Origin of the sequence: Phytopseudomonas flavescens, from assembly GCF_900100535.1 — a bacterium.
Classification (GTDB): Bacteria; Pseudomonadota; Gammaproteobacteria; order Pseudomonadales; family Pseudomonadaceae; genus Aquipseudomonas; species Aquipseudomonas flavescens.
The window spans coordinates 90804-113096 of record NZ_FNDG01000014.1 but is presented as its reverse complement, the minus strand read 5'-3'; the positions used below and the strand labels follow the sequence as shown (position 1 = coordinate 113096).

Below are 22293 nucleotides of genomic sequence, written 5' to 3'. Positions count from 1 at the left end.
ATCCCATGATGGTGGACGGGTGAAGCGTCGTCCCCCCTACCAACGGCCACTTTTGCCTTGTTCGCGTCTTTCGCCATCGCCAGCGAAACCTAGCGCTTCTGCTTCAAATACAACGCCTCGACCTTCTCCCGCGCCCAGGGCGTCTTGCGCAGGAAGGTCAGGCTCGACTTGATGCTCGGGTCGCTCTTGAAGCAGCGGATGTCGATGCGCTGGGCCAGGCCATCCCAGCCGAGCTGCTCGACCAGTTCGGTCAGGATGGCCTGCAGGGTGATGCCGTGCAGCGGGTCTTTGGATGGGGTCATGGCGGGCTCCTGATGGCTGGGCCGCCAGCTTACCAGCAGGCACCAATGAAAAGGCCCGGACACTGTCCGGGCCTTCGCTGAACACACTACGCAGGTGCGATCAGAGATGCGCGTCCTGGTACTCCTTCTCGGCTTCGTCGAAGCGCTTGATCATCGCCGGCGAGGCCGGGCGACCGATCGTGCTGAAGATGACGATGGCCAGGGTGGCGAGGATGAAGCCCGGGATGATCTCGTACAGCCCCAGGCCGACGAACTCCTTCCACAGCACCACGGTGAAGGCACCGACGACCATGCCGGCCAGCGCACCGTTACGGGTCATGCCCTTCCACACCAGCGAGAGGATGACGACCGGGCCGAACGCAGCACCGAAGCCCGCCCAGGCGTAGGACACCAGGCCCAGCACCTTGCTGTCGGGGTTATAGGCGATGGCGATGGCGACGATGGCGATCAGCAACACCATCAGGCGACCGACCCAGACCAGCTCGGTCTGGCTGGCGCCCTTGCGCAGGAAGGCCTTGTAGAAGTCTTCGGTCAGGGCGCTGGAGCAAACCAGCAACTGGCAGCTCAGGGTGCTCATCACCGCCGCCAGGATGCCCGACAGGACGATGCCGGCGACCCAGGGGTTGAAGAGGATCTTGGTCAGTTCGATGAACACGCGTTCGCCGTTCTCGCTGACCGGGCCGGCCAGTTCAGGGTTGTTGGCGAAATAGGCGATACCGAAGAAACCGGCAGCCACGGCACCGGCCAGGCAGAGGATCATCCAGATCATGCCGATACGGCGCGCGGCCGGAATCGACTTGACCGAATCGGCCGCCATGAAGCGCACCAGGATGTGCGGCTGGCCGAAATAGCCCAGGCCCCAGCCCAGCAGGGATACGATGGCGACGAAGGAAAGCCCGCGCAGCATGTCGAAGTTGGCCGGGTTGGCCTGTTCGATGGTGGCCACGGCGGCGTCGAAGTCACCCAGGGCGAGGATCACGAACACCGGGGTGATCAACAGCGCGAAGATCATCATGGTGGCCTGCACGGTGTCGGTCCAGCTCACGGCCAGGAAGCCGCCCACGAACACGTAGAGGATGGTCGCCGCAGCGCCGACCCACAGTGCCGACTCGTAGCTCATGCCGAAGGTGGACTCGAACAGGCGGGCACCGGCTACCACGCCAGAGGCGCAGTAGATGGTGAAGAACACCAGGATGACCAGCGCCGAGAAGATCCGCAGGATCTTGCTGTTGTCTTCGAAGCGGTGGGTGAAGTAGTCCGGCAGGGTCAGCGCGTTGTTGTTGTGCTCGGTGTGCACACGCAGGCGACCGGCGACGAACAGCCAGTTAAGCCAGGCGCCGATGATCAGGCCGATGGCGATCCAGCTTTCGGACAGGCCGGCGACGAAGATCGCGCCAGGCAGGCCCATCAGCAGCCAGCCGCTCATGTCCGAGGCGCCGGCCGACAGTGCGGTGACGAAGCTGCCGAGGCTGCGACCACCGAGGATGTAGTCGGAGAAGTTCTTGGTCGCACGATAGGCAACGAAGCCGATCAACACCATGGCCAGGATATAGACCACGAAGGTGACCAGCATGGGAGTACTTGCAGTCATTTGGGAATGCCCCTCTCGTTTGTTTTTATTCGAACCGGGGATTACCCGGTTCAGTTGGCACATCACGACCATCGGTCACGGTCGTGCTCCAGATAAGCCATTCTTCTAACCGCAGATGGCGTTACCGATTTGGGGCATACGCCCCCAATAGCAAAACGGGCAGAAACCTGATGATTTCTGCCCGTTGGTATCACTCGTCGCCCAGCGACAGCAGTGAGGCGTTGCCGCCCACCGCGGTGGTGTTCACCGAGGTGGTGCGCTCGTTGACGAAGCGCAACAGGTAGCTGGGGCCACCGGCTTTCGGGCCGGTACCGGACAGGCCGCAGCCGCCGAACGGCTGTACGCCGACCACCGCGCCGATCTGGTTGCGGTTCACGTACAGGTTGCCGACCCGCGCCAGGGCTTCGATGCGGGCGGCAGTTTCCTCGTTTCGGCTGTGAATGCCAAGGGTCAATCCGTAGCCGGTGGCATTGATGGCCGCCACCACCTTGTCGAGATCGGCGGCGTCGTAGCGCACCACGTGCAGCACCGGGCCGAACTGCTCCTTCTTGAGCTCGTGGATGCCTGCGATCTCGAACGCCACCGGTGCGATGAAGTGGCCGTTCAGGTCGGCACGCAGCGAGGCCTCGGCAATCAGCTTGCCTTCGCCCTTGAGCTGGTTGATGTGCGCCAGCAAGCCTTCACGGGCTTCGGCATCGATCACCGGGCCGATATCGTTCTCGCGCAGGTGGGTCGGGCCGATCTTCAGTTCGGCCATGGCGCCCTTGAGCAGGTCGATCACCCGGTCGGCGATATCACGCTGCACATACAGCACGCGCAGTGCCGAGCAGCGCTGGCCAGCACTGGTGAAGGCCGAGCCGACGGCATCCTTGACCACCTGCTCGGGCAGCGCGGTGGAGTCGACGATCATGGCGTTCTGGCCGCCGGTCTCGGCGATCAGAGTGGCGATCATGCCATCCTTCTCGGCCAGCTGGCGGTTGATGATGCGCGCCGTGTCGGTGGACCCGGTGAAGCACACCCCAGCGACCCGCGGGTCGCGGCAGAACACGCCACCCAGGGTGGCACCGTCGCCGGGAAGGAAGGCGATCACCTCCTCTGGCAGGCCGGCTTCGAACATCAGTTCCAGGGCGCGGGCGGCGATCAGGCTGGTCTGCTCGGCCGGTTTGGCCAGCACCACGTTGCCTGCCACCAGCGCGGCGCTGATCTGGCCGAGGTAAATGGCCAGCGGGAAGTTCCACGGGCTGACGCAGACGAAAATACCGCGGCCTTCATGGAACAGCTCGTTGCGCTCGCCGGTTGGGCCCTTGAGTTCTTCGCGGCCCAGCTTGAGGCGCGCCTGCTGCGCGTAGTATCGGCAGAAATCCACCGCTTCGCGGACTTCGTCGATGCCGTCCTGCAGGGACTTGCCAGCTTCCACGGTGCACAGCGCCATCAGCTCGGCACGGTTGCGTTCCAGCAGGTCAGCGAGGCGCTCGAGAATGCTTGCGCGCTCATCGATGGCGACAGCATTCCAGCGTGGCCAGGCGGCACTCAGGCCATCCAGCGCCTGGGCGGCCTGGGCGGCGGTGGCGAACTGGGCGCTGCCGACCACCTTGTTCAGGTCGAAGGGGCAGCGAACGTCCTGGGCGGTGCCGCTGAGGGTCTGGCCGTTTATCACAGGGGCAGCCTGCCATTGACGGTCGAGGTGCGGCTGGTAGGCGTTTTCGAGCTCGGTCAAAGAATTCTGGATGTTCATGTTGATGCCCTGGGAGTTTTTCCGTGTGGCCCCGTACAGCGCAGGTGGCAGCGGGATTTTGTTATTGGCGAGGCTGGCGAACTGGCGCAGCTGGGTGACAGGGTGATCGATCAGTGATTCGACCGGCACGCTCGGGTCGACCAGTTGGTGAACGAACGACGAGTTGGCACCGTTCTCCAGCAGGCGGCGAACCAGGTACGGCAGCAGGTCCTTGTGGGCCCCCACCGGCGCGTAGATACGCACGGTCTTGCGGTGCTTCTCCAGCACCGTGTCGTACAGCGCATCGCCCATGCCGTGCAGACGCTGGAACTCGAAATCGCGCGGTGACGCCTGCTCGGCGGCCATGGCCAGGATGCAACTGACGGTGTGCGCGTTGTGGCTGGCGAACTGCGGGTAGATGACGCCGCGGGTGAACTCGCTGAGCAGGTAACGGGCGCAAGCCAGGTAGGAGGTATCGGTGCCCTCCTTGCGGGTGAACACCGGGTAGCCGTCGAGGCCCCACACCTGGCACTGCTTGATCTCGCTGTCCCAGTAGGCGCCCTTGACCAGGCGCAGCGGCATCTTCTCGCCGAGTTCCCTGCCCAGCAGGGTCAGCCAGACCAGCACCGGCAGACAACGCTTGGAATAGGCCTGGATCACCAGACCGAACTCGCCCCAGCCGGCCACGGCCGGATCACGCAGCAGCTTCTCGTAAAGCTCCAGGGACAGCTCGAGGCGATCCGCCTCCTCCGCATCCACCGAGATGCCGACATTCAGCTTGCGTGCGCGGATCACCAGCTCGCGCACGTTGGCGAACAGTTCGGTGAGCACACGCTCGCGCTGGGCCACTTCGTAACGGGGGTGCAGTGCCGAGAGTTTGATCGAGATCGATGGCTTGGGGCCTGGGCCGACCTGCGGCTCGGCGCCGACCGTATCGATGGCCTTGCGGTAGTCGGCCATGTACTTCTCGGCGTCCTCGGCGGTCAGCGCCGCTTCACCGAGCATGTCGAAGGAATAGGTGTAGCCCTTCTCACGCTCCGGGCGGCCGTTCTTCAGCGCTTCGCTGATGGTACGACCAAGCACGAACTGCTTGCCCATCAGTTTCATGGCCTGGTTCATCGCCGCACGGATCACCGGCTCGCCGGAACGCTGGATCAGACGACCGAGCACCTTCTTCGGACGGCCATCGCGGGTCTGCGGATCGACCACCTTGCCGGTCATCACCAGGCCCCAGGCCGCGAAGTTGACCAACACGCTGTCGCTCTTGCCCAGATGGCGTTCCCACTCGGCGGCGCTGAGCTTGTCACGGATCAAGGCATCGGCGGTGGCCGCATCCGGCACCCGTAGCAGCGCTTCGGCCAGGCACATCAGCATCAGTCCTTCCTGGGTATCCAGGCTGTACTGACGCAACAGCGCATCGAGGGTGTCGACCGCGTTGTCGCGACCGCGCACGTCCTGAATCAGACTGCGCGCCTGCTGGCGAACGGCCTCGATGCCGGCGGCACCGGGATCGGCCAACTGCAGCAATTCGCCGAGATAGGCCGCCTCGTCAACGTTGTAGTTGGCGCTGATGACAGGGAAAAAATCGGCGGCCTTGGCAGCGGAGATCCGGTCAAGGAACTCCTGATGCAAGACGTGACTGGCTTTGAACATCACGCCCATCCTCTTGTTAGGGAGATTATCTGTGGGGTACCCCTGCCTTGGGTCTGGCTCAGATACGAGGATCTGGCGATCGCATGACGCAGAAGCCGATGGCGGAATGTAGTGGCAGATGGGGAGCGGCTTCTTGCGGAAAACTCTGGAGTTTTTGCAGAAAACTCCGAATAGCTGGGTGAGGATGAAGGCTCGTACGGCTAATCGACCGCATGGCCGTGGGACAAGGCTGCGATCAATGAGGAGTATGACGAGTTCGCACCTTGCATAAGCGCTACGGATGAACTCGAAGGCAGGATATCCAGCCTCTTCACTCAGCGGATGTCGACTGTCTATGGGGTGCCAGAGCTGTGGACGACTTTGGGTGCAAATGAAGCCAGTCAGGGGGGGCTGTCTCCTAGGTCCCTGAGGAAGGCGCATATTCAGCAATCCTCGCTGTGCCATAAGAAGAGCCTGGAGATCGATCCTGGCTACGCGTAATCGTCTGGATGCAGGCTGTCGCGCAGCGAAGCTTTCTGCTTTCAACAAAAAACACTACCGGTGCGTCTGGTGCCGACAGCGTATCGAGAACTAGGTGCTACTTCCCCACCCGCCGCAGCGCCCTATAGAGCGTGGAGCGGTGAACCTTGAGCACTTTGGCGGCCTGATCGACGGACTGGCCATCCTCGTTGATCAAGCGGCGCGCCTGGTCGATCTGCTCGCTGGTCAGGGTGGGCTTTGCGCCGAATTTCACGCCGCGGGCTTTGGCAGCGTCGCGCCCGTCCTTGGTTCGCTCGAGAATCAGGGAGCGCTCGAACTCGACGATACCGGCGAAAACCGCCAGGACCGCCAGGCCGTTCTCCGTGGTGGTGTCTGCCCAGGGCTCGGACAGGCTGCGAAGACCCGCGCCACTCACGTGAATCCGCTCGGCAATCTCCAACAGCTCTCGCGTGCTGCGAGCCAGGCGGTCGAGCTTGGTGACGGTGAGCACATCACCGGGGCCCAATTCAGCGAGCAAGCGGGTCAGCTCGGGGCGGTTGCGCCAGTTGTTCTTGGTCTGCTCGGAAACCAGCCGGGTGCAACCCGCCAGTTCCAGCCCGAACAACTGGCTAAGCAGGTTAGGCGTTTCACTGGCCCTCGCATAGCCCAGGTAACGGGGCCCCGTCCCCTGGAGCGACTCTGATTGCGACACGCTCATCGGCGGGTAACTCCGGGCAACGCCCCTGCGCGCCACATGGCGGCTGAGCCGGTGACGCTTAAGGGGTTGTGGAGATGCGATGACAGAGTCTGTCGAGGGAAGGATTGGCAAGAGAAGGCTGGAATCATGCTGCATTTACTCGGCGCTGGCGGCCCGACCTGCGCGGAACTGAACCTGCCTTGCCGCGATTGCGGTGGCACCCGAACCATAACCTACACCAAGCTCCGCAGCCTGGAAACCCTGGCGGGCAGCGCCTGGCAGCGAACGGATCAGGCCCGTACCAACCGCCACTGGCGAAGCCGATAATCACCTGGGCGCTGCCAGGCACAATCCTTGTGCCCTGAACGAGAACGCCGCCGTTCCCTTAGGGTAACGGCGGCGCCTGATCTGCATGGCGCAATCAGGCCGTCAGGCGAGTCAGCGCCTCACGGTACTTGTCGGCGGTCTTCTGCGCGACGTCGGCCGGTACTGCCGGTGCTGGTGGCTCCTTGTTCCAACCGGTGGATTCCAGCCAGTTGCGCACGAACTGCTTGTCGAAGCTCGGCGGGTTGGTGCCTTCGGCGTAACTGTCGGCTGGCCAGAAGCGGCTGGAGTCGGGGGTCAGCACTTCGTCCATCAGGGTCAGGGTGCCGTTTTCGTCGAGGCCGAATTCGAACTTGGTGTCGGCGATGATAATGCCGCGGGTGGCTGCGTATTCCACTGCTGCGACGTACAGTGCGATGGCGGTGTCGCGCACCTTGGCAGCCAGCTCGGCGCCGATGATCGCTTCGCACTGCTCGAAGCTGATGTTCTCGTCATGGTCGCCCACGGCGGCCTTGGTCGACGGGGTGAAGATCGGCTGTGGCAGCTTGGCGGCCTCCTTCAAACCGGCTGGTAGCTGGATACCGCATACGGTGCCGCTGTGCTGGTATTCCTTCCAGCCGGAACCGACGATGTAACCGCGCACGATGGCTTCCACGGCGACCGGCTTGAGGCGCTTGGCGACCACTGCACGGCCCTCGACCAGCGGCAGCTCGGCAGCCGGCACCACGTCTTCGACGCGATCACCGGTGAAGTGGTTGGGCACCACGTCGGCCAGCTTTTCGAACCAGAAGTTGGAGATGGCGGTGAGGATCTTGCCTTTCTCCGGGATCGGTTGTTCGAGAATCACGTCGAATGCCGACAGGCGATCGGTCGCGACCATCAGCATGCGCTTGGCATCGATCTCATAGAGATCGCGGACTTTGCCCGAATAGATCTTTTTCAGGCTCAGGGAAGGTGTGGTCATATCGGGTTCCGCCTTGTCGCGTGAAAGTCTCGCCGTTCTTCGTCACAGCTGACGACCGACGGCCGAATAGGTGCCAACAGCGTCGAAAGGTCCTGCCAGTGAAAACAAAAGGCGAAACCCCTGGAGGTTTCGCCTGTCGCCAATCACCTGTCGGGAGGAGCGCTTAACCGAGGTTTTCCTGAATCATGCCCAGCACGCGGCGTGCGACATCGGCCGGGGCAACGGTGTTGAGGTCTTTCTCGACCGTCACCTGCACACTGTCACCCACGGCAGTCAGGCGAACCTGATAGCGCTCGGCGCGGGCCTCGATATCGTCCTTGCTCTCCGAGCCACCGAACAACCGGCTGAAGAAGCCTGGCTTCTCGTTGGCACGCTGCGGGCCTTCGGCCAGGTTGACGTAGTAGACGCCCAGGGTACGGTTGATGTCGTCGACGCGCAGTTCAGCCATGCGCAGCGAGCGGCCAACACCGGACCAGGCCCGGTCGAAGTCGGTGCTCAGGTTCAGCACCGGGTTGCCGTTGCCATCGGCGGAAAGGCTCACACGGTTCGGGGCGTCGTAATCACGACCGGCCAGCAACGATACCGAACCGCCCTGCTCCACACTGCGCGCGAGGTTGGCTTGCAGCTCATCGAGCAGCGCGGCGTCCAGCGCCTTGTTGACGCTGCGCTCGGTGAACGGCACCTCGGTGGTGCTGCCGGCAGGCCGCTGGGCAGTGACCACGAAAATTTCGCTGGTGTTGCGCTGTACGCCTGGCTCGAGACGCACGTGCACGCGGGTTTCAGTGTTGCTGTCGAAGCCGGCGACACGACCGCCCAGACGGCTCTGCATGCTGCTGGATAACGCATCGAAACGCTGCCAGTCGGTGCTGAACTCGCCGGTCTGCGGCCGCTCGTCGACGATGCGGAAGCCGCCATCCTCGAAGTACTGTCGGGCACCCGGCCAGACTTCTGCCGGAACCCGCTGGGCGACCAGCCAGCTGGAGTCGCCGCTGTTCTGCAGGCTGAACTCGCTGACGTTCTCGCTGACGGCGAGTGCCTGCGGACGCGGTACTTCGTACTCGCCCTGCACATCGCTGTCGCGGATATGCTGCGGAACGGGCAGCAACGGATCAAGGCGTTTGGCCTCGACATCGGCAGGCAACTGCATGGGCGCGGTCTGCCGTGCGCTTAGGTAATCGCTGCCGCGATCACGGAAGTAGCCATTTTCGCCCCAGATCCAGCCGCAGCCACTGGTGCTGGTGATGATCAGAGCAAGTGCGGAAAGTCCGGCCAGTCGCTTCATGCGTCGTAGTTCCTCGATTAGACCAATACACCGGACTGGCGCAGGGCCTGACGCAGCGGTTCGTGACAACGGGGGCTCAGCCAGGTCAATGGCAAGCGAATGCCATCGGCCATCATGCCCATTTCGTTCAGGGCCCATTTCACCGGAATCGGGTTGGCCTCGATGAACAGGTTCTTGTGCAGCGGCATCAGGCGGTCGTTGATCGCCCGTGCGATGGCCGCTTCGCCGCGCATGGCCGCCGAGCACATGTCGCTCATCGCCCGCGGCGCCACGTTGGCGGTCACCGAGATGTTGCCCTTGCCGCCCAGTAGCATCAGCTCGACCGCCGTGGCGTCGTCGCCGGAGTAGAGCAGGAAATTCGCGCTGACACGCTCGAGGATGTCACGGGCACGCTGCAGGTCGCCGGTGGCTTCCTTGATGCCGATGATGTTGTCGACGGTGGACAGGCGCTCGACGGTTTCCGGCAGCATGTCGCAGGCGGTACGCCCCGGCACGTTATAGAGAATCTGCGGAATGGCCACGGCTTCGGCGATATGGCGGAAGTGCAGGTACAGCCCTTCCTGGGTCGGCTTGTTGTAGTACGGCGTGACCAGCAGGCAGGCATCGGCGCCAGCGGTCTTGGCGTTCTGGGTCAGTTCGACCGCTTCTCGGGTCGAGTTGGCGCCCGTGCCGGCGATCACCGGGATGCGCCCGGCCACCTGATCGACCACGCGGCGGATGACTTCGATGTGCTCGTTGACATCGAGGGTCGCCGACTCCCCAGTGGTGCCGACCGCGACGATGGCATTGGTGCCCTCTTGCAGGTGGAAATCCACCAGCTTGCTCAGGGCATCCCAGTCAAGATTACCCTGTGCATCCATGGGCGTGGCCAGTGCCACCATACTGCCCGCAATCATGCAACCGCTCCTGCCGAAAAAGAGAGCCGTAATGGTACTGGCGCCACCAGCCTTGCACAAGCGAAGTAGCAGGTGGCGTGAGCGTGGGTCGCGACGCACCCCAGGCACCACGCTCCGCGTGCCGATGGCGGCATCTGGTCATTCCCCTGGCGGGCGCTTTTCGCTACCCTGCGAGTTTGTTTGGCACTGTCTATAGCGCCGAGCGTTCATCGTTTAGGAAGGCTGCATGTCCACCCCCCCAGTTCGCGAACAATTCCTCGTCATCAGTGCGCTCGGCACCAACGCCATGGAGCTGACCAACGTACTGTGCAGAGCCAGCCACGAAAACCGCTGCGCGGTCATCAGCACACGCCTCAGCCGTCATGGCGAGTTCAGCGCGCTGGTGCTGCAGGTGTCTGGCAGCTGGGATGCCCTGGCGCGCCTGGAAGCAGGCCTGCCGGCACTGTCCAAGAAGCATGAATTCACCGCCAACGTGATTCGTAGCGCCGCCTCGGAGGTTCGCCCCCAGGCGCTGCCTTACGTGGCCTACGTCAGCTCGGTGTACCGCCCGGACATCCTCAACGAACTGTGCCAGTTCTTCATCGATCACCGTGTCGAACTGGAAGCGCTGACCTGCGACACCTACCAGGCGCCGCAGACCGGCGGCACCATGCTCAACGCCACGTTGACCGTCACCCTGCCTGCAGGTACGCAGATCAGTTGGCTGCGCGACCAGTTCCTGGATTTCGCCGATGCACTGAACCTGGATGCACTGATCGAACCCTGGCGTCCCCAGAACCCATAAGGAGCGTTTCATGGCCATCGCTATCGACTCCCCCATCGCCGATTTCAGCGCCCCCGCGACGGGCGGCGAGTTCAATCTGGCGGCCTGCAAGGGCAAGCAGCTGGTGATCTACTTCTACCCGAAGGACAATACCCCGGGCTGCACCACCCAGGGCCAGGGCTTTCGGGATGGCCACGCGGCCTTCGCTGCGGCCAACACGGTCGTCATCGGCGTATCGCGCGACAGCCTGAAGACTCATGAGAACTTCAAGGCCAAGCAGGGCTTTCCCTTCGAGCTGATTTCGGACAAGGACGAAAGCGTCTGCCAGCTGTTCGACGTGATCAAGCTGAAGAAGCTCTACGGCAAGGAGTACCTGGGCGTCGACCGCAGCACCTTCCTGATCGACAAGAACGGTGTACTGCGCCGGGAATGGCGAGGGGTCAAGGTACCCGGCCATGTCGATGAGGTACTGGCCGCAGCCCAGGCCCTCAACAAAGCCTGATACCCATGAAAATGCCGCTCTCGAGCGGCATTTTCATGGCCCGCCCCTGGCAGCCACCCTGCGGGCCGTCGCCGACGACGTTAAAAATGGCTCCCGGCCATTTTTTCATTACTGGATATTCGGCCTGGCGTCACGCCTTGCGCAGCCAGTAGCGGAACACCTCACCCTCGGTGTCCTCACGCAGCAGCTCATGGCCGGCCAGACGAGCGAATGCGCGGAAATCGCGCTGTGAGCCGGCATCCGTGGCCAGTACCTTGAGCACGTCACCGCTGTTCAGGCCGTTGAGGGCCATCTTGGCCTTGAGCAAAGGCAATGGGCAGTTCAAGCCACATGCGTCCAGTTCGGCCTGGTGCTCGCCCTGCCAAATCGCTACATCCCCCATGACACCCTCCATCGTTCCAGTCGTGCAGCATAACCCAAGGCCCGTCGACGCTGGTCAGGCAAGTGCCTCCCGGCTACAGTACGGCACTGATTCGACAAGAGCCCCATGCATGAATGTCTTGCGCCCCCTTACCCTGCTGACGCTCGCCTGCCTGCTGGCACAACCGGCGACGGCCAACGACCTGCCGTCACTCGGCGACGCCAGCTCTGCGCTGGTTTCTCCACAACAGGAATACCAGTTGGGCCGCGCCTGGCTGAGCATAGTCCGCGGCCAGGTCAGCCAACTGTCGGATCCTCAGCTCAAGGACTTCGTCGAAAGCAGCGTCTACCGCCTGGCCGAAACCAGTCAGGTACAGGATCGGCGCCTCGAGTTCGTGCTGCTCAATAGCCCGCAGATCAACGCCTTCGCGGCACCGGGCGGGATCATCGGGGTCAACGGCGGGCTGTTTCTCTACGCTCAGACCGAAGGCGAATACGCTTCGGTACTGGCTCACGAACTGGCTCACTTGTCGCAGCGCCACTTCGCCCGCGGCCTGGAAGCCCAGCAGCGCATGCAATTACCGGTCATGGCAGCCATGCTCGCCGGTATCGTCGCCGCCGCAGCAGGGGCCGGCGATGCCGGTATCGCCGCCATCGCGTCGACCCAGGCCGCGGCGATTCAGGAGCAGCGGCGCTTCTCCCGTCAGAACGAGCAAGAGGCCGACCGTATCGGCCTGGTCAATCTGGAAAAAGCCGGCTACGACCCACGCTCGATGCCGAGCATGTTCGAGCGCCTGATGCGCCAGTACCGCTATGACCGCATGCCGCCAGAATTCCTGCTGACTCACCCGGTCTCCGAATCGCGTATCGCCGATACCCGCAACCGCGCCGAGCAGTACCAGGCTGGCGGCACCGAAGACAGCCTGCGCTACCAGTTGATGCGTGCCCGGGTGCAGCTGACCTATGAGGAAACCCCGGGCATCGCCGCCAAGCGCTTCCGAGCCCAGCTCGATGAAAACCCGAACATGGACGCCGCCCGCTACGGCCTGACCATCGCCCTGATCAAGGGCAGCCAGTTCGACGAAGCGCGCGACACCCTGGCCCCCCTGCTGCAGAAGGCGCCGGACGACGTCACCTACAACCTGGCGCAGATCAGCCTGGACAGCGCAGCCAACCGTCTTCCGGCAGCCGAGCAGCGCATCAAGCGCCTGCTCGATCTGTACCCCGGCAACTACCCACTGAATCAGGCGCGCATCGACCTGCTGCTCAAACAACGCAAAATCCCCGAAGCCGAGCAAGCCCTGAACGAGTTGCTCAAGCGCCGCATGAAGGATCCGGACGTCTGGTATCAGGTCGCGGAAGTGCGTGGCCTCAGCGGCAACACCATTGGCCTGCATCAGGCCCGTGCCGAATTCTTCGCGTTGGTCGGTGATTTCAACCAGGCCATCGAGCAGCTCGACTTCGCCAAGCGCCGGGCCAGCAACAACTTCCAACTGGCCTCGCGCATCGATGCGCGACAGAAGGAACTGGTCGAGGAGAAACGCATGACGGAAGAAATGCTGCGCGGATAAAGCGGTTCCCAGAGGCAAAGGCTTGCCCATCAGGGGCAAGCCCCAGGCTCTGCAACCTGGGCTTGCCGTTCGACGCGGCGGTCAGGCGTTGCCTGCGAGCCTCATGCGTGCGGCCTGAGTAAAGTCCAGCATGCGCTGGAGCGGCTTGATCGCCCGCGGAATCAGCGCCGGATCGACGAACACTTCGTTGCTGCCCTCACGCAGGCACTGCAGGGTGCGTTGCAGGGTATTCATCGCCATCCAGGGACAGTTGGCGCAACTACGGCAGGCAGCACCATTGCCCGCCGTCGGTGCGGCGACGAATTCCTTGTCCGGGCACAGCTGCTGCATCTTGTAGAAGATGCCGCGGTCGGTGGCGACGATAAAGGTCTTGTTCGGCATGCGCTGGGCAGCGGCGATCAACTGGCTGGTCGAGCCCACCGCATCGGCCAGGTCGATCACCGCCGTGGGCGACTCCGGGTGCACCAGCACGGCCGCGTCCGGGTACAGCGCCTTCATTTCCTCCAGCTGACGAGCCTTGAACTCTTCGTGGACGATGCAGGCACCGTCCCAGAGCAGCATGTCGGCACCGGTCTTGTTCTGGATGAAACGCCCCAGATGCTGATCCGGCGCCCAGATGATGCGCTCGCCGTTGTCCATCAGGTGTTCGACGATCTCCACGGCGCAGCTGGACGTCACCACCCAGTCGGCCCGCGCTTTCACCGCCGCCGAAGTATTGGCGTAAACCACCACGGTGCGCTGCGGATGCTGATCGCAGAACGCGGCGAATTCGTCGGCCGGGCACCCCAGGTCCAGAGAACAGGTCGCTTCCAGCGTCGGCATCAGCACGCGCTTTTCAGGATTGAGGATTTTCGCCGTCTCGCCCATGAACTTGACGCCGGCGACCAGCACGGTCTGCGCCGAATGCTGATTGCCAAAGCGAGCCATCTCCAGTGAGTCGGACACGCAGCCGCCGGTTTCTTCGGCAAGCGCCTGCAGGACCGGGTCACAGTAGTAGTGGGCAACCAGAACGGCATTCTGGCGCTTCAGTTCTTTGCCAATTTCATCACGGTAGAACGCTTCCTGCTCCGCCGTCAGCGTCTCTGGCTGTTTGGCATCGAGATGAGCTTGGACAAGAAGTCGTTCGGCAATCTGCGTCATGTCGTCAGGGCCTATCGAGGGCTATCAGCACGGAACGTGGAGTATACCGCCAGACTGGGCGGGACACGCAGAGGGCGTCGCACACGGCCCTGGGCGCGCGCATGTTAAGTAAATTGCCAGGCGCTTTTCAATCGCGCGGATCCCCTCGCATCGATCCACAGGTTGATCGCCACGATAATCCGCCGCATCATCAGCATCACGGCACCACCGCCGCTGGAGCGACAACCGTCAGGCATGACGGCTCCACACGGCCGACCAGGTTCAGTAACGCAGAGGCCGAACGCGACCCCTGCCAGGATCACCGTTACCACTATTCTGAAAAATACCGGCCATGCGCGCACCCTGCCGTGGTCGTTCAGCGATTGAGGATGTCATGGCTTACGAAAGCATCGAATGGGACAAGCTGGGTTTCGACTACATCAAGACCGACCAGCGCTACCTGTCGCACTGGCGCGACGGTGAGTGGGATCAGGGCAACCTGACCGAAGACAACGTGCTGCACATCAGCGAAGGCTCCACCGCGCTGCACTACGGCCAGCAGTGTTTCGAAGGCCTCAAGGCCTACCGCTGCAAGGACGGCTCGATCAACCTGTTCCGCCCTGACCAGAACGCCCTGCGCATGCAGCGCAGCTGCGCGCGCCTGCTGATGCCGGCGCCGTCCAGCGAGCAGTTCATCGAGGCCTGCAAACAGGTCGTACGCGCCAACGAGCGCTTCATCCCGCCGTACGGTTCCGGCGGTGCGCTGTACCTGCGCCCGTTCGTGATCGGCGTTGGCGACAATATCGGCGTACGTACCGCTCCGGAGTTCATCTTCTCGGTGTTCTGCATACCGGTCGGCCCCTACTTCAAGGGCGGCATGAAGCCGAACAACTTCGTGATCTCCGGCTATGACCGCGCCGCCCCACAGGGTACCGGCGCCGCCAAGGTTGGTGGCAACTACGCCGCCAGCCTGATGCCCGGCTCGCAGGCCAAGAAAAACAACTTCGCCGACTGCATCTACCTGGATCCGCAGACCCACACCAAGATCGAGGAAGTGGGCTCGGCGAACTTCTTCGCGATCACCCACAACGATGAATTCGTCACCCCGAAATCGCCATCGGTCCTGCCAGGTATCACCCGCTTGTCGCTGATCGAACTGGCCCAGAGCCGTCTCGGCCTGAAAGTCATCGAGGGCGACGTGTTCATCGACCGTCTGGGCGACTTCAAGGAAGCGGGTGCTTGCGGCACCGCTGCCGTGATCACGCCGATCGGCGGTATCGAGTACCAGGGCAAGCTGCACGTGTTCCACAGCGAGACCGAAGTCGGCCCGACCATCAGCCGCCTATACAGCGAGCTGACCGGCGTGCAGTCCGGTGATGTTGAAGCACCGCAAGGCTGGATCGTCAAAGTCTGATGCTACGCGCTGGCGGGCACGTGCCGCTCGCCAGCGCAAGCTGACCCCGGCGCATACCGGCCACGGAAACGAAAAAGCCCGGATATCGCGAAGATATCCGGGCTTTTTCGTGCGCCTTCACTTGGAAAGCTTGGAGATGGTGGGTCGTGTAGGATTCGAACCTACGACCAATTGGTTAAAAGCCAACTGCTCTACCAACTGAGCTAACGACCCGTGGTGCGAGCGGTATGATACTGATTTAATTCAGGAATTCAACACCCGCTGAAAAATAATTTACTGATAACGGGTGGGATCGAGCACACCCGCGGCGGCAAAGCCGGCCGAGCGCAAACGACAACTGTCGCATTTCCCACAGGCACGGCCGTCGTCATCGGCCAGGTAACAGGAAACGGTCAGACCGTAATCCACGCCAAGACGCGAACCCGCCTGGACGATTTCAGCCTTGCTCAGCATCTGCAGCGGTGCCTGGATACGGATGCCCCGACCTTCCACGCCCATCTTGGTCGCCAGGTTGGCCAACCGCTCGAAGGCCTCGACGAACTCAGGCCGGCAATCCGGATAACCGGAGTAGTCCACCGCATTGACACCGATGAAGATGTCCTGGGCTTCCAGCACCTCGGCCCAGCCCAGCGCCAGGGCCAGAAACACGGTATTGCGTGCAGGCACATAGGTGACCGGAATACCCGTGGTCGGGCTCTGCGGTACATCGATGCTCGGGTCGGTCAACGCCGATCCGCCGATACCACCGAGCTCCATGCCGATCACCTTGTGCTCGACCACCCCCAACTGTCGGGCAACGCGCTCGGCGGCCTGCAGTTCGGAACGATGCCGCTGACCGTAGTCGAAGCTCATGCTGTAGCAGGCATAGCCCTGCTCCCGAGCCATGGCTACCACGGTGGCGGAATCCAGGCCGCCGGATAGCAGAATGACCGCTTTCTTGTCCGTCATCTTCAATGCCCCGGTTCGTCGTTCCAAAGAATCTTGTGCAATTGCAACTGCATGCGCACAGGCAGATTGTCAGCGATTACCCACTCGGCCAGTTGCCGACCACTCACCTCCTGGTGGCTGGGCGAGAACAGCAGCTCGTCGACCCGATCAGCCAGCCCGTACTGAATGATCTTGCTGACCGACCAGTCGTAATCCTCACGCGAGCAGATGACGAACTTCACCTGGTCGCGAGGTTGCAGGTATTCGATGTTCTCGTAACGATTACGCCCGACCTCGGCCGAGCCCGGCGTTTTCAAGTCGACGACCTTGCTCACGCGCGCATCGACACGAGAGACGTCCAGTGCGCCACTGGTTTCCAGAGAAACCTCAAAACCGGCGTCACACAGGCGTTCGAGCAAGGGCATGCAGTTGGGTTGCGCGAGCGGCTCGCCACCAGTGACGCACACATAGCGTGGGCGATAGCCCGCCACCTGCTCGAGAATGGCGTCCAGCGTCATGACATCACCGCCACTGAAGGCATAGGCAGTATCGCAGTATTGACAGCGCAGGGGACAGCCGGTCAGGCGCACGAATACCGTCGGCAAGCCGGCAGTACGCGTCTCCCCCTGCAGCGAGAAGAATATCTCGGTAATGCGCAGGGTATCTTTCATAAGGGCCACGGGCGTGACGGCGAAACAGGCCATCCGCCTCCGTTGCGAAAAAGGACGGCGATTCTAAACGAAAAAAATGGCCGGGAGCCATTTTTGACATCGATCGCGACGGCCTGCAGCTCGATCACCGGGAAAATAGGCCAGAAAAAACCCGCGACAGGCGCGGGTTTTCTTCAAGCGCTGAAACTCACTGGATGCGCTGCAGATCACGCTGTGCCAGTTGTGCAGCCGAGGTCCCCGGATACTGGGCAACGACCTGCTGGAGGATGCCCTTGGCCTTATCCTTGTTGCCCATGCGGATTTCCACATCGGCCAACTTGAACAGCGAATCCGGCACCTTGGCGTGCTGCGGATAAGCCTGGCTGACCTTGGCGAAGGCCTCACCGGCACCCTGCAGATCGCCTTTGGCAAGGTTCACCTCACCCAACCAATACTGAGCATTGCCCGCGTACTGACTGTTCGGATAACGCCGCAGGAACGCTGCGAAGGCCTGGCTGGCCTTGTCGAAATCCTTGGCCTTGATCAGGTCGAATGCTGCATCGTAGAACAGCTTTTCCTTGGCAGGATCGGCCGGTTCGCCGGACGCTTGCCCCTGCCCTGCATCAGCAGCGGAGGAACCACCGGCACCATTGCTGGCGCCTGCAGCTGGAGAATTCTGGGTAGTTGCAGCACCTGCTGCGGCACCACCGGTCAGCCGTTTGTCGAGATCCTGATATCGCTCCAGGCCCTCTTTCTTCAAACGCTGAATATCGTTCTGTTGCTCTTCGAGCATGCCACGCAGCTGCGCGATTTCCTGCTGCATCTGCTGAAGCTGAGTGAACAGCATGCCCTGCGCCGAAGACGGGGTTTGCACCCCACCTCCGGCGTAGGCGCCAGACGTACCGTAACCGGCACTCGAATTGCCAGCACCGTTAGCGGTACTGCCATCCTGTACGGGAATCTGAGCCCAGCCTGCAAGCGGCAGGCTCAGCGCCATTACGGTTACTACACGTCGGCACATTCGCATATAGAATTACTTACGCAGTTCGACGCGACGGTTCTGAGCCCAGGATTGCTCGTCGTTGCCAGTGGCAACAGGACGCTCTTCACCGTAGGAAACCAGTTCCAGCTGAGCTGGGGAAACGCCTTGCAGTACCAGATAACGCTGAACGGCCTTGGCACGACGCTCGCCCAGAGCCATGTTGTATTCGCGGGTACCGCGCTCGTCAGCGTGGCCTTCCAGGACGACGCGAGCGCCGTTGCCTTTCAGATCCTTGGCATGAACGTCCAGAGCGCGCATGGCTTCCGGCTTCAGGTCAGAGCTGTCGTATTCGAAGTAGAAGGTGGTGATAGCGCGCAGAGCGGCCTCTTCACTCAGGCTGCCGTCGACTGCACCGGTGTTGGCGCCGTAGCCAGCATTCGGATCAACAGCGCCCTGGCCTTCGCCGGAAGCGTCACCGCCTTTCGAGGAACAACCAACAGCCACGGCGAGAGCCAGGCTCAGTGCAGCAAATTTGCCAAATTTCAGCATTTCCATGTGTAACTCCTAATGAACCCCAGTGTGTTAAGCCTACAAACAGGTGAAGCACCGCGCATCAGTTCAGGAAGGGGGACCAGGATGGCTCTCGAACTTCGCCTTGAGCGGTAGGTAGAGGGAGCCTAACGCGACCATTGGTGGACGCTAACATCAGGACTCCCCGCCCCTGCTGGCGGGTAGCGTAGATTAGCATGGTGCCATTGGGCGCAACAGTAGGCGACTCATCCAAACTTGTATCGGAAAGGATGCGCAAATTGCCACGCTCGAGGTCCTGTGCCGCTACCTTGAACACGGTGTAACCGTCCTGGCGATGGATCATTACCAGGGTTTTTTCGTCGGCGGACAATTTAGGGTTGGCATTGTAGTTGCCGACGAAGGTCACTCGTTCGACCGCACCAGAACTGATGTTGGTCTTGTAAATTTGCGGCTTGCCAGAGCGATCAGAGGTGAAATAGAGGGTCTGGCCGTCCTTGCCCCAGAAGGGCTCGGTATCGATGGCATAATGATTGGTGACACGGCGCAGGTTCTTCGAACCGATGTCCATGACATAGATTTCAGGGTTGCCGTCTTTCGACAGGGTGAACGCCAGCTTGCTGCCATCCGGCGACCAGGCAGGCGCGCCGTTGAGGCCTTCGAAGTTGGTGACCTGCTCACGACGACCGGTATCGATATGCTGCACGAAGATGCGCGGACGCTTCTGCTCGAAGGAAACGTAGGCGATACGCTTGCCATCGGACGCGAACGATGGCGACAGGATCGGCTCACGGGATTGCAACAGGGTAACCGCACGAGCACCGTCGTAGTCCGAACGCTGCAAGGTGTAGCGGGTGTTGTTGACACCGAAGCGCTCTGCAGTGACATACAGCATGCGGGTGGAGAATGCACCTTTGACGCCGGTGAGCTTCTCGAACGACTGATCGGCGATATGGTGAGCCATGTCGCGCAGTTGATCGGCGCTACCACCCACGTTGCCGGTCAGCACTTGCTGCTCGGTGGCCACGTTGAACAGGGCGAATTGAATCTGCAGACGTGCACCGTTGGGCACGATGTTGCCAACCAGCACGTATTGGGCGCCCAGCGCTTTCCAGTCACGGTAGATGACTTCACTGCCCTGGGTCGGCAAGCTGATCATGTTCTGCCGTGGGATCGGCTCGAACACGCCGGAGTTGCGCAGATCATTGCCGACGATGGTGGCGATGTCTTCGGGCAGCACGTTGCCGCCCTGCCAGCCGAACGGCACCACGGCAATTGGCGTGGCCCGATCGGTGCCGGTACTGATCACCAGCGGATCAGCCGCCTGCACGCTACCGACCAGCATGGCCAGCCCCAGTACAACTATTCGCATCAGGGTATTCACAGACCTAAATCCTCCGGTTTGAAGACGGCACGTCGCTGCCGGTAAAGCCGATCGAACGTGGCACGATCGAGTTGCTGCATTTCTGCAATGCGGCCCACGTTGCGCACCGCCTGTACTGCTGAACTGTCGAATGGCGAGTCGCCGCTAGAACGGCTGACGCTGGCATTGGTGATGGTGCCATCGGGCAGCATCTCGATGAGCACTTCCACACTCATGCCGTTGCGCGCCGACGGCGGACGCCGCCACTGTTCGCTCACCAGTTTGACGATCAGATCATCGAGACTACCTGCGACCTGATCGCCCTGTGTCTCTGCCAGTGCCTGCTGCCGCTCGGTGTCTTCAGACAGCAGTTCAGCCAGGGCCGCCGCTTTCTTGTCCTCGACCGCCTTGCGCTCGGCCGCCTGGGCATTGGCCTTTTTCTTGGCATCCTCGGCGGCTTTTTTCTTCGCTGCATCGGCTGCCGCTTTTTTCTTGGCATCTTCGGCCGCCTTTTTCTTGGCGTCCTCAGCGGCTTTTTTCTTCGCTTCCGCCTCGGCGGCCTTCTTCTTGTCGGCTTCCAGCGCGGCCTTGGCCTTGGCGATGTCGGCCAGCTTTTTCTGCTCGGCGGCTTTCGCCGCGGCAGCATCTGCGTCTGCTTTTTTCGCCGCATCGGCCTTTCGAGTTTCCTCGACTTTCTTTTGTTCCTCGACTTTCTTTTGCTCCGCTGCTTTCGCTGCCTGTTGCTTCTGCGCCTCAGCTTGAGCCTGTTTTTCCTGTTCGGCCTTTTTCTGTTCGAGCTGTTCGGTCTCGAATTGTGGCGCCGCGGTCTTCTTGGCTTCGCCCGCGATCTTCTGGTTGGTCTGGGTGGTGGCCTGGCTCTGCGACTTCAACTGATACAGGGTAGCCTGCACGATCGGTTTCGCCGGGGGAAGATCGGGCGCGAAGGCAAAACTGACGAACAGCATGCCGAACATCAGCACGTGCAGCCCTACGGCCCAGACCACCGGCCAGAACAGGCTTTCCGAAGGTGAGCGTTCACGCTGTTGCATCAGGGTGCCTCGGTAATCAGGCCGACGTTACCCACGCCTGCCTGCTGCAAGCCGCCCATGGCGGACATCACGGTGCCATAATCGACGGCCTTGTCGCCCCGCACGAACACCTGCACCTGCTTACCCTGGCTGCGGGTCTGGTTGATGATGGCGGTGACGGCGCGGGTCATTTCCTCCAACGTCAGGGCGCGATCCTGGACGGTATCGGTGTCCACTTCGGCGCCCATGTTCCAGTAGTAGGACTTGTCGGACTTGATGGAAATGGTCAGCACCTGAGAATCGTTGTCCTGTGGCAGCACTTCACTGCTGACCTGCGGGAGGTCGACCTTGACCCCCTGATTGAGCATCGGCGCCGTAACCATGAAGATGACCAGCAGTACCAACATCACATCGATGTAGGGCACCACGTTCATCTCGGCGACGGGCTTGCGTCTGTTGCGAATTCTGGCCATGGCTCTGAAACCTATCTGTTGATCGCCTGAGGCTTAGTCTTCACTGCTGTGCACTTTACGGTGCAGGATCGCCTGGAACTCGTCGGCGAACATGTAGTAACGCGCGATCAGCATCTCACCGCGGGCAGCGAAGCGGTTGTAGGCGATAACGGCGGGGATTGCGGCGAACAGGCCGATGGCCGTAGCGATCAACGCCTCTGCGATGCCGGGGGCTACGGTCGCCAGGGTCGCCTGCTGCACCTGAGCCAGGCCGCGGAAGGAGTTCATGATCCCCCAGACGGTACCGAACAAGCCGATATAGGGGCTGGTGGAGCCGACGGTGGCGAGGAACGGCAGGCTCTGCTCGAGTTTCTCTTCCTCGCGGGAGATGGCAACGCGCATGGAACGGGCGACACCGTCCATGACCGCGTCCGGATCCATACCGGGCTGCTGGCGCAGACGGGAGAATTCCTTGAAACCGGCACGAAAAATCTGTTCGAGCCCCGAATCCGGATCCGGGTTGCTGCCTGCCTGACGATACAGTTTGGACAGGTCGATGCCGGACCAGAAACGCTCCTCGAAGCTGTCGAGGGCACGCTTGGCACTGCGCAGCAGGTTGCTGCGCTGGAAAATCATGACCCACGAGGTGATCGATGCGGCCACCAGGGTCAGCATCACCAACTGCACCACCAGGCTGGCGTTGCTGATTAGACTCCACATCGACATGTGGTCAACGGCGTTGGCTTCCACGC

At 62.0% G+C, this 22293-nt stretch carries 22 protein-coding genes and 1 tRNA gene; 5 read left to right on the top strand and 18 right to left on the bottom strand.

The genetic code is table 11. The features are described 5' to 3' along the window. Positions 1-89: 89 nt before the first annotated feature. The 4 genes from BLR94_RS17820 to BLR94_RS17805 all read right to left on the bottom strand — a co-directional run bounded on the left by BLR94_RS17820 (position 90) and on the right by BLR94_RS17805 (position 6437). Entirely contained in the window at positions 90-302 is a 213-nt protein-coding gene (locus BLR94_RS17820; RefSeq protein WP_084306125.1) for a VF530 family protein, read from the bottom strand. A 100-nt stretch (positions 303-402) separates the two neighbouring features. After that, entirely contained in the window at positions 403-1893 is a 1491-nt protein-coding gene (putP, locus tag BLR94_RS17815; RefSeq protein WP_084306123.1) for a sodium/proline symporter PutP, read from the bottom strand. Positions 1894-2083: 190 nt separating this feature from the next. Next, positions 2084-5260, bottom strand: coding sequence for a bifunctional proline dehydrogenase/L-glutamate gamma-semialdehyde dehydrogenase PutA (gene putA / locus BLR94_RS17810; RefSeq protein WP_084306121.1), 3177 nt, complete (start codon positions 5258-5260; stop codon positions 2084-2086). A 577-nt stretch (positions 5261-5837) separates the two neighbouring features. Beyond that, a complete protein-coding gene (locus tag BLR94_RS17805; RefSeq protein WP_084306119.1) occupies positions 5838-6437 on the bottom strand; it encodes a recombinase family protein in 600 nt (199 codons plus the stop codon). Positions 6438-6563: 126 nt separating this feature from the next. Between BLR94_RS17805 and BLR94_RS17800 the strand changes: the two genes are divergently transcribed. Beyond that, complete coding sequence (locus BLR94_RS17800; RefSeq protein ID WP_084306118.1) at positions 6564-6743, top strand: hypothetical protein; 180 nt, start codon at positions 6564-6566, stop codon at positions 6741-6743. A gap of 94 nt (positions 6744-6837) precedes the next feature. Here BLR94_RS17800 and BLR94_RS17795 read toward each other — a convergent pair whose 3' ends face one another. The 3 genes from BLR94_RS17795 to dapA form a co-directional block, all read right to left on the bottom strand. Next, entirely contained in the window at positions 6838-7704 is an 867-nt protein-coding gene (locus tag BLR94_RS17795) for a phosphoribosylaminoimidazolesuccinocarboxamide synthase (RefSeq protein ID WP_084306116.1), read from the bottom strand. 163 nt (positions 7705-7867) lie between these two features. Beyond that, a complete protein-coding gene (gene bamC, locus BLR94_RS17790) occupies positions 7868-8986 on the bottom strand; it encodes an outer membrane protein assembly factor BamC (RefSeq protein WP_084306114.1) in 1119 nt (372 codons plus the stop codon). A 17-nt stretch (positions 8987-9003) separates the two neighbouring features. Further along, positions 9004-9882 (bottom strand): 4-hydroxy-tetrahydrodipicolinate synthase, encoded by an 879-nt coding sequence (gene dapA, locus BLR94_RS17785; RefSeq protein ID WP_084306112.1) that lies wholly within the window; start codon positions 9880-9882, stop codon positions 9004-9006. 226 nt (positions 9883-10108) lie between these two features. Here dapA and BLR94_RS17780 point away from each other — a divergent pair, with 226 nt between their 5' ends. Continuing rightward, on the top strand, positions 10109-10666 hold the full coding sequence (locus BLR94_RS17780; RefSeq protein ID WP_084306110.1) for a glycine cleavage system transcriptional repressor: 558 nt from the start codon (positions 10109-10111) through the stop codon (positions 10664-10666). A gap of 10 nt (positions 10667-10676) precedes the next feature. Further along, positions 10677-11147 carry a peroxiredoxin gene (locus BLR94_RS17775; protein ID WP_084306108.1) on the top strand — a complete coding sequence of 157 codons (471 nt, stop codon included), beginning with the start codon at positions 10677-10679 and terminating at the stop codon, positions 11145-11147. Positions 11148-11277: 130 nt separating this feature from the next. Here the strand turns inward: BLR94_RS17775 and BLR94_RS17770 are convergent, their stop codons facing one another. Then, positions 11278-11529 (bottom strand): sulfurtransferase TusA family protein, encoded by a 252-nt coding sequence (locus BLR94_RS17770; protein WP_084306106.1) that lies wholly within the window; start codon positions 11527-11529, stop codon positions 11278-11280. 109 nt (positions 11530-11638) lie between these two features. Between BLR94_RS17770 and BLR94_RS17765 the strand changes: the two genes are divergently transcribed. Then, positions 11639-13078 carry a M48 family metalloprotease gene (locus tag BLR94_RS17765; RefSeq protein ID WP_084306104.1) on the top strand — a complete coding sequence of 480 codons (1440 nt, stop codon included), beginning with the start codon at positions 11639-11641 and terminating at the stop codon, positions 13076-13078. A gap of 81 nt (positions 13079-13159) precedes the next feature. Here the strand turns inward: BLR94_RS17765 and nadA are convergent, their stop codons facing one another. After that, entirely contained in the window at positions 13160-14218 is a 1059-nt protein-coding gene (gene nadA / locus BLR94_RS17760) for a quinolinate synthase NadA (protein WP_084306102.1), read from the bottom strand. A 373-nt stretch (positions 14219-14591) separates the two neighbouring features. Between nadA and BLR94_RS17755 the strand changes: the two genes are divergently transcribed. Then, positions 14592-15611, top strand: coding sequence for a branched-chain amino acid aminotransferase (locus BLR94_RS17755; RefSeq protein ID WP_084306100.1), 1020 nt, complete (start codon positions 14592-14594; stop codon positions 15609-15611). Between the two features lie 137 nt (positions 15612-15748). Here BLR94_RS17755 and BLR94_RS17750 read toward each other — a convergent pair. The 9 genes from BLR94_RS17750 to tolQ form a co-directional block, all read right to left on the bottom strand. Further along, positions 15749-15824 (bottom strand) — tRNA-Lys (locus BLR94_RS17750). A gap of 60 nt (positions 15825-15884) precedes the next feature. After that, positions 15885-16559: a 7-cyano-7-deazaguanine synthase QueC gene (gene queC, locus BLR94_RS17745; protein WP_084306098.1), complete on the bottom strand. Its 675-nt coding sequence runs from the start codon at positions 16557-16559 to the stop codon at positions 15885-15887. Between the two features lie 2 nt (positions 16560-16561). Then, positions 16562-17209 carry a 7-carboxy-7-deazaguanine synthase QueE gene (queE, locus tag BLR94_RS17740; RefSeq protein WP_084306201.1) on the bottom strand — a complete coding sequence of 216 codons (648 nt, stop codon included), beginning with the start codon at positions 17207-17209 and terminating at the stop codon, positions 16562-16564. Positions 17210-17396: 187 nt separating this feature from the next. Continuing rightward, a complete protein-coding gene (gene ybgF / locus BLR94_RS17735) occupies positions 17397-18215 on the bottom strand; it encodes a tol-pal system protein YbgF (protein ID WP_084306096.1) in 819 nt (272 codons plus the stop codon). A 6-nt stretch (positions 18216-18221) separates the two neighbouring features. After that, positions 18222-18725, bottom strand: coding sequence for a peptidoglycan-associated lipoprotein Pal (pal, locus tag BLR94_RS17730; RefSeq protein WP_084306094.1), 504 nt, complete (start codon positions 18723-18725; stop codon positions 18222-18224). A 58-nt stretch (positions 18726-18783) separates the two neighbouring features. Next, complete coding sequence (gene tolB / locus BLR94_RS17725) at positions 18784-20082, bottom strand: Tol-Pal system beta propeller repeat protein TolB (RefSeq protein WP_084306092.1); 1299 nt, start codon at positions 20080-20082, stop codon at positions 18784-18786. After that, positions 20079-21113 carry a cell envelope integrity protein TolA gene (gene tolA, locus BLR94_RS17720; protein WP_090423736.1) on the bottom strand — a complete coding sequence of 345 codons (1035 nt, stop codon included), beginning with the start codon at positions 21111-21113 and terminating at the stop codon, positions 20079-20081. The genes tolB and tolA overlap by 4 nt, the downstream gene beginning before the upstream one ends. Then, on the bottom strand, positions 21110-21562 hold the full coding sequence (gene tolR / locus BLR94_RS17715; protein WP_084306088.1) for a protein TolR: 453 nt from the start codon (positions 21560-21562) through the stop codon (positions 21110-21112). Before tolR ends, tolA begins: the two co-directional genes overlap by 4 nt. Positions 21563-21595: 33 nt before the next feature. Continuing rightward, positions 21596-22291, bottom strand: coding sequence for a protein TolQ (gene tolQ / locus BLR94_RS17710; RefSeq protein ID WP_084306086.1), 696 nt, complete (start codon positions 22289-22291; stop codon positions 21596-21598). Between the last annotated feature and the right edge of the window lie 2 nt (positions 22292-22293).